The sequence below is a fragment of the Streptomyces sp. ASQP_92 genome, assembly GCF_025399895.1.
GTDB lineage: Bacteria > Actinomycetota > Actinomycetes > Streptomycetales > Streptomycetaceae > Streptomyces.
In genome coordinates, this window is sequence record NZ_JAODUA010000018.1 from 79,883 (window position 1) to 93,597 (window position 13,715).

12 protein-coding genes are annotated in these 13,715 nt (G+C 72.7%); 2 read left to right on the forward strand and 10 right to left on the reverse strand.

The genetic code is table 11. The features are described from left to right. Positions 1-30: 30 nt before the first annotated feature. The 3 genes from N4G70_RS29785 to N4G70_RS29795 all read right to left on the reverse strand — a co-directional run bounded on the left by N4G70_RS29785 (position 31) and on the right by N4G70_RS29795 (position 3,570). Positions 31-714, reverse strand: a complete 684-nt coding sequence (locus N4G70_RS29785) for a hypothetical protein (RefSeq protein ID WP_261715852.1) — start codon at positions 712-714, stop codon at positions 31-33. 72 nt (positions 715-786) lie between these two features. Next, positions 787-2,097 (reverse strand): MFS transporter, encoded by a 1,311-nt coding sequence (locus tag N4G70_RS29790; RefSeq protein ID WP_399037362.1) that lies wholly within the window; start codon positions 2,095-2,097, stop codon positions 787-789. Positions 2,098-2,241: 144 nt separating this feature from the next. Then, entirely contained in the window at positions 2,242-3,570 is a 1,329-nt protein-coding gene (locus N4G70_RS29795) for an MFS transporter (RefSeq protein WP_261715854.1), read from the reverse strand. A gap of 169 nt (positions 3,571-3,739) precedes the next feature. Between N4G70_RS29795 and N4G70_RS29800 the strand changes: the two genes are divergently transcribed. Beyond that, complete coding sequence (locus N4G70_RS29800) at positions 3,740-4,699, forward strand: GlxA family transcriptional regulator (protein ID WP_399037313.1); 960 nt, start codon at positions 3,740-3,742, stop codon at positions 4,697-4,699. Between the two features lie 28 nt (positions 4,700-4,727). On the opposite strand, the gene N4G70_RS29805 is transcribed toward N4G70_RS29800, so the two are convergent. The 3 genes from N4G70_RS29805 to N4G70_RS29815 form a co-directional block, all read right to left on the reverse strand. Then, entirely contained in the window at positions 4,728-5,777 is a 1,050-nt protein-coding gene (locus tag N4G70_RS29805) for a Zn-dependent alcohol dehydrogenase (RefSeq protein ID WP_261715855.1), read from the reverse strand. Further along, positions 5,774-6,913 carry an acyl-CoA dehydrogenase family protein gene (locus tag N4G70_RS29810; RefSeq protein WP_261715856.1) on the reverse strand — a complete coding sequence of 380 codons (1,140 nt, stop codon included), beginning with the start codon at positions 6,911-6,913 and terminating at the stop codon, positions 5,774-5,776. Before N4G70_RS29810 ends, N4G70_RS29805 begins: the two co-directional genes overlap by 4 nt. A 377-nt stretch (positions 6,914-7,290) precedes the next feature. Further along, entirely contained in the window at positions 7,291-8,202 is a 912-nt protein-coding gene (locus N4G70_RS29815; RefSeq protein WP_261715857.1) for an SDR family oxidoreductase, read from the reverse strand. A gap of 87 nt (positions 8,203-8,289) precedes the next feature. Here N4G70_RS29815 and N4G70_RS29820 point away from each other — a divergent pair, with 87 nt between their 5' ends. Then, entirely contained in the window at positions 8,290-9,216 is a 927-nt protein-coding gene (locus tag N4G70_RS29820; protein WP_261715858.1) for a cyclase family protein, read from the forward strand. Positions 9,217-9,468: 252 nt separating this feature from the next. On the opposite strand, the gene N4G70_RS29825 is transcribed toward N4G70_RS29820, so the two are convergent. From N4G70_RS29825 to N4G70_RS29840, 4 genes are all read right to left on the reverse strand, one after another. Then, complete coding sequence (locus N4G70_RS29825; protein WP_261715859.1) at positions 9,469-9,990, reverse strand: ATP-binding protein; 522 nt, start codon at positions 9,988-9,990, stop codon at positions 9,469-9,471. 448 nt (positions 9,991-10,438) lie between these two features. Then, on the reverse strand, positions 10,439-11,299 hold the full coding sequence (locus N4G70_RS29830) for an acyl-CoA dehydrogenase family protein (RefSeq protein ID WP_261715860.1): 861 nt from the start codon (positions 11,297-11,299) through the stop codon (positions 10,439-10,441). After that, a complete protein-coding gene (locus N4G70_RS29835) occupies positions 11,299-12,462 on the reverse strand; it encodes an acyl-CoA dehydrogenase family protein (RefSeq protein ID WP_261715861.1) in 1,164 nt (387 codons plus the stop codon). Before N4G70_RS29835 ends, N4G70_RS29830 begins: the two co-directional genes overlap by 1 nt. Positions 12,463-12,490: 28 nt before the next feature. After that, positions 12,491-13,690 carry an amidohydrolase family protein gene (locus N4G70_RS29840; RefSeq protein WP_261715862.1) on the reverse strand — a complete coding sequence of 400 codons (1,200 nt, stop codon included), beginning with the start codon at positions 13,688-13,690 and terminating at the stop codon, positions 12,491-12,493. Positions 13,691-13,715: the final 25 nt, after the last annotated feature.

Here is a 13,715-nt window from a genome sequence, read left to right on the forward strand (position 1 = left end):
GCGCGCCCACCGCTCAGCCGGGCCCGTCGCTCACCAGGATGCCTCGGTGACCAGATCTCCGTCGCGGGTCCGCACGCGCAGCGTGCCCTTGTCGTCGTACGTCTCGTGCCGCCAGTCGGCGAAGACCTCGGCCACCCGGCGGCCCTCCCAGTCGCTCCCGCCCGCGGGGGGATCGAAGGTGACCGTCACCACGGCCTGTTCGGTCCCGCCCGCCTTGTGGACGCGCACGGTGGCCACCGGAGGCCACATCCCGTCGTCGGCCTTGGTGCGGTGCCGGGCGTAGTAGTCGACGAAGTCCCGCGTCATGTCGAACCAGCCCACCGGAAGGCAGTGCGTCGCGCCCCCGTCCCCATCCGTGGGCGGGCCCGGAGTGCCGGGGTCCGCGTCGGTCGGCGGGCCCGGAGTACCCGGATCCGCATCGGTCGGCGGACCCGGAGTACCCGGATCCGCATCCGTCGGCGGACCCGGCGTGCCCGTCTCGTCCTCCGTGGCCGGGCCCGCGCCGCCCCGCTCCCCTGCCGTGCCCCGCGTCGTCCCGTCGCCGGTCGTCCCGCCCGTACTCGTCCCGTCACCGCAGGCAGCGGCCCCGGTGGCTGACGTCGCGGCCGGGGCGGCCGCCGCCGGGTCGCCCGGCCGGGCCGTTCCGCAGGCGGTCATGGCGGCACACAGCAGCGCGGTGGCCCACACGGCACCCGTCGCTCGTCTCGGCCTCATGGCGTTCACGGCACTCCCCCATCCCCGTAAGGCACGCCCCCGGGAGGCACGTCCCCGTACACGAAGAGGGGGTCAGGCCGCGAGCGGTTCCGCCTCCGGGCCCCGGCGCCGGATGACCAGGGCCATCAGGGCGGCCGCCGCGCACAGCGCCCCCGAGGCGTACCAGACGACGTCGTAGCTGCCGAAGACGTCGCGGGCCACCCCGCCGAGGAAGGCGACGACGGCCGCGCCCACCTGGTGGGATGCGAGCACCCAGCCGAAGACGATGGCGCTGTCCTCGCCGTAGTGCCGGCGGCACAGGGCGATGGTCGGCGGCACGGTGGCCACCCAGTCGAGTCCGTAGAAGACGATGAAGAAGACCATCGGCGGGTGGACGGTGGGCGCGAGCAGCATCGGCAGGAACAGGAGCGAGATGCCGCGCAGCGCGTAGTACGTCGCGAGCAGGCGGCGGGATTCGAAGCGGTCGGTGAGCCAGCCGGAGAAGATCGTGCCGACGACGTCGAAGACGCCGATGACCGCGAGGAGCCCGGCGGCCGCCGTGACCGGCATGCCGTGGTCGTGCGCGGACGGCACGAAGTGGGTCTGGACGAGGCCGTTGGTGGAGGCGCCGCAGATCGCGAAGGTGCCGGCGAGCAGCCAGAACGGCCCGGTGCGGGCCGCCTTGACGAGGACGCCGAGGGTGCGGCGCGCGGCGCCCGGGACGGGGGCGGGCTTGGGGACGAACGCGGTCGCCCCGTACGGCGCGAGGCCCACGTCCGCCGGGTGGTCACGCAGCAGCAGCCAGACGAAGGGGACGACGGCGAGCGCGGCCAGTGCCACGGTGACGGCCGCCGGCCGCCAGCCGTGCGCCTGGACCATCCAGGAGAGCAGCGGCAGGAAGATGAGCTGGCCCGAGGCGGAGGCGGCGGTCAGGACGCCGGTGACCAGGCCCCGGCGCTCGGTGAACCAGCGGTTGGTGACGGTCGCCGCGAACGCGAGCGCCATCGATCCGCTGCCCAGGCCCACCAACAGGCCCCAGTACAGCAGGAGTTGCCAGGCGGAGTGCATGAAGACGGTGAGCCCCGAGCCCACCGCGATCACGGTCAGGGCGACCGCGACGACCTTGCGGATGCCGAAGCGGTCCATCAGGGCGGCGGCGAACGGGGCGGTCAGTCCGTAGAGCGTGAGGTTCACCGAGACCGCAGCGCCGATCGTGCCGCGCGACCAGTGGAACTCGTTGTGCAGCGGGTCGATGAGGAGTCCGGGCAGCGAGCGGAAGGCCGCCGCCCCGATGATCGTGACGAAGGCGACGGCCGCCACGAACCACGCACGGTGGATCCTGGGCGCGGCCTCGTGCTGCTGCGGCGCGGTACCGGCCTCGGGCCGGTGGGTTGTCTGGGTCACGTCATCAGCCTGGTCGTACGCGGACTTCCATACGAGTGGCTCGAAGGTCATGCATCGCAGGGATCGGGCCACGCGGCCGGGCAGGGACACCGTGGCGGCCCGGAGGGGACGCCCGCCTCAGGGGCCGGGCCCCGCCGGGACCGCTCACATCCGGCGCAGCCGCCCGATCGCCGGGACCGCGAGCAGGACGGCGACCGCGACCACGTTCAGGCCCGCGCCCACCAGCAGCACCTTCTCCGCGCCGACCGCCTCCGCGACCGGTCCCGCGAGGGCCCGGCCGGCCGCGAGCATCAGCAGCGATCCGGCCACGTCGTAGGCGTGCAGACGGTTCAGGGCCTCCGGTGGAACATGGGTCTGGACGGTCGTGGACCACATGACCAGCCAGAAGGCGAAGGCCGCCCCGATCGCGAACTGCCCGGCGCCCAGGGCGGGTACGGGCAGGTCGAGTCCGAGCGAGAGCAGTGCGACGGAGACGCCGAGGAGGGCGAGGGCGCCCGCCGCGAGCGGCCGGGCGGGCCGCAGCCGCAGGGCGAGCAGGCCTCCGGCGACGCTGCCGGCCCCGTTCACGGCCATCAGCGCCCCGTACGTTCCCGCGCCGTGGCCCTCGGTCACCAGGACCGCGGCGAGCGGGGTGGCGGGCCCGAGCACGGTCAGTCCGTACACCGTCCAGATGGTGATGACGCCCCACAGCCAGCTGCGCGCCTTGAACTCCCGCCAGCCGCCCGCCAGTTCGGCGAAGAATCCGCCGCGTCGGACCTCGCTCGCGGAGCCGCCGCGCAGCTTGAGCAGGAACAGGCAGACGCCGCTGACGCCGAAGGTCGCCGCGTTCGCGGCGAAGACCGCGCCGGCTCCCCAGAACCCGGCCACGACGCCGGCGAAGGCGGGGCCCGCCATTCCCATGAGCGCCTCGGAGACGCCGAGTACGGCGTTGGCGCGCTGGACGTCGGTGGCGATGCGCGGCACGGTCGAGGCGACGCCGGGCTGGAAGAGGGCCGCGCCGACGCCGGAGAGGGCGCTCAGGGCGTACACCTCCCAGAGCGGTGGACCGCCGTCGAGCACCAGGAACGACACGGCGAGCACGCTCGCGCCGACCAGCCGAAGCCCATCCGCGATCACCATCATCCGGCGGGGCGTGAAGCGGTCCGCGAGTACGCCCCCGAACAGGACGAACGCGGCGAGCGGCCCCATCCAGGCGCCGAGCGCGTAGCCGACGGAGGAGGCGGGCCGGCCGGCGCCGAGCAGCCCCGCCGTGAGCGCGACGGGCACCATGCCGTCGCCGAACATCGCGACGGTGCGGGCGGTGAAGAAGAGGCGGAAGTCGTGGTTCCAGAGGTCGGCCCGCGTCGGCGCCGGCCCCGCCGCGGGCCCGGGACCACGCCCCGGAGGCGCGGATGCACGCCCCGGGGGTACGGCGTCGCGTCCCGGGGGCGCGACTTCGGGAATGTCCTGGCCGATCGCAGACTTGTCCGTCACAAGACGGCAGGTGTATCAGGTAGTGGTCTATACCACCACCCCATTCTCAAGGGCTGGATCGGAGAGCGGGATGAACCCGGATCGCGAACACGGACGCGGACGCGGAGGCGGACGTGAAGACGGAGGGGGCCGCGGGCACGGGGCGGGCGCCCGCCCCCACCGCGTCGTGGTGCTCGCCCTCGACGGCATCATCCCCTTCGAACTCGGCATTCCCCAGCGGATCTTCGGACGGGCGAAGAACCCGGCCGACGGCGCGCCGCTGTACGAGGTGCTGACCTGCTCGGTCCGCGCGCCGGGCCCGGTGCGTACGGACGCCGACTTCGCGATCCTCACCGAGCACGGCCCGAAGGCGCTGGCGACCGCGGACACCGTGGTGATCCCGGCCTCCTACGAGCTCGGCCCCGTCTTCGAGGAGGGCGTGCTCACCCCCGAACTGGCCGCCGCCCTCGCCCGCGTACGCCCCGGGACGCGCATGGTGTCCATCTGCACCGGCGGGTACGTCCTGGCGGCGGGGGGATATCTGGACGGCCGTCCGGCCACCACGCACTGGGCCTCCGCCGAGCACTTCCAGCGCGTCTTCCCCTCGGTCCGGGTGGACCCGGAGGTCCTGTTCATCGACGACGGCGACGTGCTGACCTCGGCTGGGGTGGCCGCGGGGATCGACCTGTGCCTGCACATCGTGCGCCGTGACCACGGCTCGGCCGTCGCCAATGAGGTGGCCCGCCGCACGGTCGTTCCCCCGCACCGGCCGGGAGGCCAGTCCCAGTACATCCAACGCCCCTTGCCGGAGCCGCAGTTGGCCAGTACGACGGCGGCGCGGGCCTGGGCCCTCGGCCGGCTGCACGAGCCGATCCAGCTGCGTGACCTGGCCGAGCAGGAAGCCATGTCGGTCCGCACCTTCACCCGCCGCTTCCGCGAGGAGGTGGGCCTGAGTCCCGGCCAGTGGCTGACCCAGCAGCGCGTGGAACACGCCCGCCACCTCCTGGAATCCACCGACCTCCCGGTGGACGCGATAGCCCGGGCGGCGGGCTTCGGCACCGCGACCTCCCTGCGCCAACACCTCCAGACGGCCCTGGGCGTCCCGCCGACCGCCTACCGCCGCACCTTCCGGGCGGGGGCGGCGGGCTGAACGGGGCCGCCCGTACGGACCGGACGGGCTAGAACGTCAGCACCCCCCGGGCCACCCTCCCGTGGTGCAGATCGTCGGCCGCCTTGGTGAAGTCCTCCACGGGGTAGGTGCGGGTGACGAGTTCGTCGAGCAGGAGGGCCCCTTGGCGGTACAGCTCCGCGTAGCGGGGGATGTCGCGCTGGGGGCGGGAGCTTCCGTAGCGGCAGCCCAGGATGGACTTGTCGAGGAACAGGGCGGCGGGCAGGAAGGACGCCTCCACCGTGGGGGCGGTCATGCCGAGGAGGATCGCCTGGCCGTGCCGGTCCAGGAGGTCGACGGCGGCGCGGATCAGGCCGGGGTGGCCCACGCATTCGAAGGCGTGGTCGGCGCCGTTGGGGAGGATGTCGCGGGCGCCGTCGGCCGACGGCAGGAAATGCGTCGCGCCGAACTGGCGGGCCAGCGGCTCCTTCGCCGGGTTGGTGTCCACCGCGACGATGACCGAGGCGCCCGCGATGCGCGCGCCCTGGATGACGTTGAGGCCGATGCCGCCGGTGCCGATGACCACGACCGTGTCGCCGATGTCCACCCTGGCCCGGTTCAGCACCGCGCCCACTCCGGTCAGTACCCCGCAGCCGATCAGCGCCGCCGACGTCAGCGGCACGTCCTCGGGGATCTTCACCGCCTGGACGGCCTTGACCAGGGTGCGTTCCGCGAACGCCGAGTTCGAGGCGAACTGGTGGATCGGGGCTCCGCCCCGCGAGAACGGCCGGCCCGGCATGCCGATGGCCTTGCGGCACATCGTCGGACGGCCCCGGTCGCACTCCGCGCAGGCCCCGCAGTTGGCGAGCGTGGACAGCGCCACGTGGTCGCCCGGCGCCACATGACCGACCCCCGCGCCCACCGCCTCGACCACGCCCGCGCCCTCATGCCCGAGAACCACCGGCACCGGGAACGGGATGGTCCCGTCGATGACGGACAGGTCCGAATGGCACAGGCCCGCCGCCGCGACGGCCACCAGCACCTCGCCCGGCCCCGGATCCCTGATCTCCAGATCGTCGACGACCTGGCTCTGCTTCCCGTCGAAAAGGACACCTCTCACGGAACACGGACCTCCCTGGGCAGGCCGAGCACCCGCTCGGCGATGATGGTGCGCTGGATCTCGTCCGAGCCGCCGTAGATCGTGTCGGCCCTGGTGAACAGGAACAGGTGCTGGAGCGGGTCGAGGTCGTAGGGGTGGTCCCGCGCCCAGTCGCGGGGCCCGGCGGTGGCGGCCGCGCCCCGCACGGCCATCGCCAGCTCCCCGAGGCGCCGGTGCCACCCACCCCACAGCAGTTTGGCCACGCTCGGAGCGCCCGCGTCCCCCGAACTCCCCAGCGTGCGCAGGGCGTTCCAGCGCATCACCTTCAGCTCGGCCCACTGCCGCACGAGCCGTGCGCACAGATCCGGATCGGCGACCGCGCCACCGGCCGCGGCCAGCGCCACCACCCGCTCCAACTCGCCGGCGAACCCGATCTGTTGGGCCAGAGTGGATACGCCGCGCTCCAGCGCGAGCAGACTCATGGCGACCGCCCAGCCGTTGCCCTCGCCACCCACGACGTGTTCGGCCAGGGCGCGCGCGTCGTCGAAGAACACCTCGTTGAACTCGCTCGTCCCCGTGAGCTGCCGGATCGGACGCACCTCGATCCTGCCCGGCTGGTCCATCGGTACGAGCAGGAACGAGAGCCCGTGGTGGCGCCGCGAGCCCTCCTCGGTACGGGCCAGCACGAAGCACCAGTCGGCCTCGTGGGCCAGCGAGGTCCAGATCTTCTGGCCGGTGACGCGGTACGTGTCGCCGTCGCGGCGGGCGACGGTACGGATGCCGGCCAGGTCCGATCCCGCGCCGGGCTCGCTGTAGCCCTGACACCACAGCTCCTCGCCCCGCGCGATCGGCGGCAGGAAGCGGGCGCGCTGGGCGGGGGTGCCGTGGGCGAAGAGGGTGGGGGCGAGCAGGTTCTCGCCGATGTGGCCGGTGCGGGTGGGGGCGGCGGCGCGGGCGTACTCCTCGGCCCAGACGACCTGCTGGGTGAGGGTGGCGGTGCGGTTCCCGTACGTTCCGTCCGGCCATCCGATGCCGATCCATCCGGCCCGGCCCAACTCCCTTTCCCAGTCGGGGGGTTGAGGGGTGAGGCGGGTGGTCAGCCAGGTTCGGGCGGATTGGCGGAAGGTGGTGTCTTCGGGGGGGAAGTGGAACTCCACGGTGTCTCCTGTCGGTCGGTTTGTCCTTTCCCCACCCCGCCCCTCCCCGAGACCCTCCGGGGGCGCCCCCCCCACCTGCGGGCCGCGGGCCGGGCGCGCAGTTCCCCGCGCCCCTTAACTACTCGGCGCTGGCCCGCATCGGGCATTTCAGCCCGTCCGGCGATTGAGGACGAGCGCCGTTCAGGCGCGAACGGGGTCTGGGGCGGAGCCCCAGGAGGGGCCGAGCCATCCGACCCCGCTGCACGGGCGGGTGGGTGGGCGAGGTGCCTCGGGGTCTGGGGCGGAGCCCCAGGAGGGGCCGGAACCGACCAACCCCGCCGCACGGGCGGGTGGGTGGGTGGGAAAACGCCCCCCGGGGCTGGGCGGAGCCGTAGGGGCTAGGTGTTGGGGCGGGAGCCTTCCGACGCCGCGCGGGCCATCGCCTCGAGCTGCGCCAGCATCGGCATGGGATCCACCCCCACCGTCCCCGGCAGAAAGTCCGCGATCCGCTCCGGCGTCCACGCCCCCTCCGCATACCCCGCCCGAAGCTCCCGCGGCTGCGCCCACACCGCGATCTTGGGGCCCGCGATCGTGTACACCTGGCCGGTGATGCCCTCGTCCCGGGCGCGCGAGGACAGCAGGTAGACCACAAGCGCCGCGACGTCCTCCGGCGAGCCGATCTCCTTGAGCTCCATGGGGACGTTCGCCGACATCCGGGTGCGGGCGACCGGCGCCACCGCGTTCGCGGTCACCCCGTACTTGTGCAGGCCGAGCGCGGCGCTGCGTACCAGCGAGATGATCCCGCCCTTCGCCGCGCTGTAGTTCGCCTGCGCCACGCTGCCCTGGTGGTTTCCGCTGGTGAAGCCGATGAGCGTGCCCGAGCCCTGCTTGCGCATGACCGCCGAGGCCGCCCGGAACACCGTGAACGTGCCCTTCAGATGCGTGGCGAGGACGGGGTCCCACTCCTGCTCGGACATGTTGAACAGCATCCGCTCGCGCAGGATGCCGGCCACGCACACCACCCCGTCGATCCGCCCGTACCGGGCGAGTGCCGTGTCGACGACGTGCTGCCCGCCCGCCATGGTGGAGATGTCGTCGGCGACGGCCACCGCCTCGCCGCCTGCCGCGAGGATCTCCTTCACCACCGCGTCGGCGATCTCGCTGCTCGGCTCGGCGCCCTCGATCGAGACGCCGTAGTCGTTGACGACGACCCGCGCCCCCTCGGCGGCCGCGGCGAGCGCGACGGCGCGGCCGATGCCCCGGCCGGCCCCCGTCACGGCGATGACCCTGCCTGCCAAGAAGTTCCCCACGTCCGGCCCCTTCCCGAGGTTTCTGACGGACCGTTAGATTCTATGGCGCGTCAGGCGCCTCACCACAAGCCCCCGGGAGCAACGCGTATGTCACTGCCGCCCGAGTTCCACTCCATCGCCAAGTGCGTGAACAACTGGGGCCGTTGGGGCTCCGACGACGAACGCGGCACGCTCAACCACATCACCGACGCCACCGTCCGTGAGGCCGTCGCCGAGGTCCGCTCGGGGCTGCGTGTCCCGCTCGCGCTGCCCCTGCGGCAGGACGGCGTGCAGACCGGGGTGATTCCCGGCCGGATCAATCCGCTGCACACCATGGTCCAGATCAACCAGGAACTCTTCGGGCCCGGCACGGTCGCGTGCAGCGACGACGCGGTGACCTTCGGGCTCCAGGCCGCCACCCACTGGGACGCCCTGACCCATGTCTCGCACTCGGGACGGCTCTACAACGGCCGGCCCGCCGACACCATCACCGCGCACGGCGGCGCCGGGTTCAGCGGCATCGACACGACGGGGCCCGTCCTCTCGCGCGGGGTCCTGCTGGACGTGGCCCGCGCCAAGGGGCTCGACCGCCTTCCCGGCGGCCACGCGGTCACCCCGCAGGACCTCGACGAGGCCGAGGAGTTCGCGGGTGTCACCGTGCGCGCCGGGGACATCGTGCTCGTCCGCACCGGGCAGATCCAGGTGTATCTGTCCGGGGACAGGCACGCCTACGGCTATCCGTCGCCGGGGCTCTCGGTGCGCACACCGCAGTGGTTCCACGCGCGGGACGTGGCGGCGGTCGCCAACGACACGCTCACCTTCGAGATCTTCCCGCCCGAGATCGAGGACCTGTGGCTGCCCGTCCACGCCCTGGACCTGGTGGAGATGGGCATGCTCCAGGGCCAGAACTGGAATCTGGAGGCCCTGTCCACCGCCTGCGCCGAGGCTTCGCGCCACACGTTCCTGCTGAGCGCCATGCCGGAGCCGTTCGTGGGGGCGACCGGCACCCCGGTCGCCCCGGTGGCCGTCCTGTAGGGCGGGTTCACGGGTGGCGGCGCCGCATGCGCGCCCCGAGCGCGGCACCGTCGCCGCCACCCCGGCACCGGCGTACCGGCTCCGCTCCTCCTGTGCTCCGAGAGGAGCGTCGCCCTGCTGAAGCTGACGCGGTGCCACGACCCGCACTCGCCGAGGCCGTGCAGTGTCCTCGGCGTCCCCTCGCGACGAATCGCTCATCCCAGGGTGATCAGGACGCCACCGGGCGTCAACACCGGCTGAGGATTTTGTGGCTTATGCGGTATTGGTGACAGCGCGCGGGGGATCGTACGCCCCGTTTCCGTACGCCCCGTCCGTGCGCCCCGAACACTCCTTGAGCCCCGAGTGCCCCGAACGCTCCGGTGCCGGGGCCCCTCCGGGCGCGTCGCGGTCCACTTCGCACCAGATGGACTTGCCCACGCCCTCGGCCCGCCAGCCCCAGCGGTCGGCGAGCCCGTCGACGAGTTCGAGGCCCCGTCCATTGGTGTCGTCACCCAGAGCGTGGCGGGGCTTGGGCGGACAACAGCTGCGGTCGGCCACCTCGACCCGTACGGTGCCGCCCTCGGCCGGGCCGAGCAGCATCCGCAGCACCGCCGGACAGCCCGTGTGCACCACGGCGTTGGTGACGAGCTCCGAGATCAGCAGGATCAATGTCTCGGCGACCGGTTCGTCGAGCCCTATCCCACAGCCCGCCAGTCGCGAGCGTGCCCACTTCCGGGCCCGGCCCACCTCGGCGGGATCCGGCCCGACCTCCAACTGAACCTGAAGCACCTGCACCGTTCACACCATCCGAACCGGCGGACACATCGCCTCGCGCCTCACAGGGACCACCATCGGGGTCACGGAACGTGATTCCCGTGGGAGACAGCATGGTTGACGTACAGTCACCGCAACAAGCGCTTCGGGCATATTCCAGCGCGAAGGAGTATGCGTGGTGCATACTGTGCGGCTCACCTTGCGGGTAACCGAACGGGAGCACGTATGACGCCTCCGTACGGTACGGGTGGGGCGCGGCCCCGGACCCGGCGCCGCCGCACTGGCAACCCCGGGAAAGCCGCGCCACACCACCACTCGCATCCCACGGAGAGTACCGGAGAGCGCCCCGGACTCCGGCTCGTGGCCGGTGCGCCGGGCCGCCGATCGCGACGCATCGTGACCGTTCGCCACGCCACGGCCAACGCCGCGCGACGCGTCCCGCCCCCCGCCTCGCCCCATGGCCGCGGGCCTACAGTGCGGCGGCGAGCGCCTCGGCGGCCTGCTCCGCCGACTGCCACTGCTCGGCCCGCACCCAGGCCCGCTTGAGGTGCAGATGCACATCGGCCTCCCAGGTGAACCCCATGCCGCCGTGCACCTGGAGACAGTCCCGGGCACAGCGCACCGCCGCCTCGTCGGCGAGCAGTTTGGCCCCGGCGATCTCGTCCCGGTCCCCGGTGACGGCCGCCGCGTAGACCGCGGCCCGGGCCACCTCGGTGCGTACGAGCATGTCGGCGCACAGGTGCTTGACCGCCTGGAAGGATCCGACCGGCCGCCCGAACTGGGCGCGCTGCCGGGCGTGTTGGACCGCGAGCTCGGTGGTGCAGGCCGCGCTGCCCAGTTGTTCCGCGGCGGTCAGCAGGACGGCCTCGGGCAGGGCGTCCGCGTGGGGTGCGTGGATGCGGTGCAGCGGGGTGAGCGGGTCGAGCGAGCGCATCGAGGTCGCGTCGCGGGCGTCTCCCTGGACGAGGTCGGCCTCGTCGAGCCAGGCGACGAGCCCTCCGTCGACGCGGGTCACCACCGTCTCACCGCTCGCCGCCCCCGGCACATCGCGGGCCGCGAGATGGGTCGCCACCAGCGGGCCCGGCAGCAGCGCCCGCCCCGCCTCCTCGAACAGGAGCGCCGCCTCGGGCAGCCCGAGGCCCACCCCGCCCTCGCGTTCGGGCAGCCGCAGCGCGAAGAAGCCGGCCTCGCCCAGCGCCCGCCACAGCGCGCGGTCGAGCGCGGGCCGCTCCACCGCCGCCCGCAGCGCGTCCCGGTCGAACCGCGCCTCCAGCAGTTCACGCATGCCGGACTTCAACGCCCGCTGTTCGTCGGTGAGTTGGAAGTCCATCAGCGCCCCTTGGGCAGGCCGAGGATCCGCTCGGCGACGATGTTCCGCTGGATCTGCGAGGTGCCGGCGGCGATGGTGTACGACAGGGACGACAGGCGGTCCAGGGTCCAGTCCCGGTCGAGGTCGAGCGCGTCCGGGCCGAGGACCCGGGCGGCGGTGTCGTACAGCTCCTGGCGGGCGTGCGAATAGCGGAGCTTGAAGACGGATCCGCCGACGCCGGGCACCCCGCCCTCGCGTCCGGACTCGCTCACGTTCCACTGGGTCAGTCGCCACAGGGCGGTGAACTCCGCGTTGAGTCTGCCCAGTTGGCGGCGCAGCCCGTCGTCGTCCCAGCGGCCGTTCGCCCGGGCCGCCGCCGCCAGTTCGGCGAGGGTCCTGCGGCAGGCCACCACCTCGCCCACGAAGGCGGTGCCGCGTTCGAAGGACAGCGTCACCATGGTGACCCGCCAGCCGTCGTTCTCCGCGCCGACCCGGTAGGTGACCGGGACGCGCACCTCGTCGAGGAACACCTCGGCGAACTCGGCCGATCCGGCCAGCGTCCGCAGCGGCCGGACCGTGATGCCGGGCGCGTCCATCGGCATCGCCAGCCAGGTGATCCCCCGGTGCTTGGGGACGCTCTCGCTTATGGGCTCGGTGCGCACCAACAGCTCGCACCAGTCGGCGACTTCGGCGTGCGAGGTCCAGATCTTGGATCCGGTCACGACGTAGTCGTCGCCGTCGCGGACCGCTCGGGTGCGCAGCGCCGCGAGGTCGGATCCGGCGTCCGGTTCGCTGAAGCCCTGGCACCAGATCTCGTCGCCGCGCAGCACCGGCGGCAGCCAGCGGGCCCGCTGCTCGGGGGTGCCTTCGGCGGCGATGGTGGGTCCGGCGTGCAGCAGCCCGACGAAGTTGGCGCCCACGTACGGCGCGCCCGCCTTCTCGGCCTCCTCCAGGAAGATGAGGTGCTGGGTGGGCGTGGCGCCCCGGCCTCCGGCCGCCTCGGGCCAGTGCAGCCCCGCGTACCCGGCGTCGTACAGCATCCGCTGCCAGGTGGTGTCGTAGGCGCGGCGTCCCGGCCAGTCCGACGGGACCGGCCTGGGCGGCAGTTCGGGCAGCGCGAGGGCCAGCCAGTCGCGCAGCCCGGCCCGGAAGGCCTCTTCCTCCTCGGTGTACGTCAGGTCCATCGGCGCTCCCCGCCCCGCGCGCCCCGCATCAGCGGGACCGGTCGAGGTCGAGGCCGAGCATGCGGATGGCGTTGCCGCGCATCAGCTTGTAGACCGTCTCCTCGTCCAGGCCCTTCATGTGGTCGAGGGCGACCTCCTTGGTGTGCGGGAAGGTCGAGTCGACGTGCGGATAGTCCGTCTCGAACGTCGCGTTGTCGCGGCCCACCACGTCCAGGGACGCCACGCCGTGCTTGTCGCGGAAGAAGCAGCAGAAGATCTGCCGGTAGTAGTACGTGGACGGCGGCTCGGGGATCAGATCGCGCACCCCGCCCCAGGCGCGGTGCTCCTCCCAGACGTCGTCGGCCCGCTCCAGGGCGTACGGGATCCAGCCCATCTGCCCTTCGCTGTAGGCGAGTTTGAGGGCGGGGAACTTGACGAGGACGCCTGAGAAGAGGAAGTCCATCATCGAGGCCATCGCGTTGTTGAAGCTCAGCGAGGCCTGCACGGCGGGCGGGGCGTCGGGGGAGGCGGCGGGCATCTGGGAGCTGCTGCCGATGTGCATGTTGACGACGGTGCCGGTCTCCTGGCACACCGCGAAGAACGGGTCCCAGTAGCCGGAGTGGATGGACGGCAGGCCGAGGTGGGTGGGGATCTCGGAGAACGTCACGGCCCGCACCCCGCGCGCGGCGTTGCGCCGGATCTCGGCGACGGCGAGGCCGATGTCCCACAGCGGGATGATGCACAGCGGGATGAGCCGACCCCCGCTGTCGCCGCACCACTCCTCCACCATCCAGTCGTTGTAGGCCCGCACACAGGCGAGGGCGACCTCCTTGTCGTGGGCCTCGGCGAAGGTCTGGCCGCAAAAACGCGGAAAGGTGGGGAAGCAGAGGGAGGCCTCGACGTGGTTGAGGTCCATGTCGTCCAGGCGCGCCTTGGGGTCCCAGCAGCCGCGCCGCATCTCGGCGCGGGTGATGCCTTCGAGGGTCATGTCGTCCCGGTCGAAGCCCACGGCGGCGATGTTGCGCTTGTACGGGAACTTCAGGTCCTCATAGATCCACCAGTCGGTGGGCGGCCCGTCCGGGTCCATGGTGATCTGGTACTTCCCCGCCACGTAGGCCAGTTCACCGATGCCGGCGGTCAGCGGCTTCGGCCCGCGCTCGCGGTACTTGGCCGGCAGCCAGACGTCGAAGAGGTGGGCCGGTTCGATCACATGGTCGTCGACGCTGACGATCCGCGGCAGTTCGGTCATGAGGTCCCCTCCGCATATCTGATGG

Excerpts from the sequence above, each read along its gene's own strand:
- N4G70_RS29820 (WP_261715858.1), top strand. The coding sequence starts at position 8,290 with ATGTCACTGCCGCCCGAGTTCCACTCCATCGCCAAGTGCGTGAACAAC.
- N4G70_RS29830 (WP_261715860.1), bottom strand. The coding sequence starts at position 11,299 with ATGGACTTCCAACTCACCGACGAACAGCGGGCGTTGAAGTCCGGCATG.
- N4G70_RS29785 (WP_261715852.1), bottom strand. The coding sequence starts at position 714 with ATGAGGCCGAGACGAGCGACGGGTGCCGTGTGGGCCACCGCGCTGCTG.
- N4G70_RS29835 (WP_261715861.1), bottom strand. The coding sequence starts at position 12,462 with ATGGACCTGACGTACACCGAGGAGGAAGAGGCCTTCCGGGCCGGGCTG.
- N4G70_RS29840 (WP_261715862.1), bottom strand. The coding sequence starts at position 13,690 with ATGACCGAACTGCCGCGGATCGTCAGCGTCGACGACCATGTGATCGAA.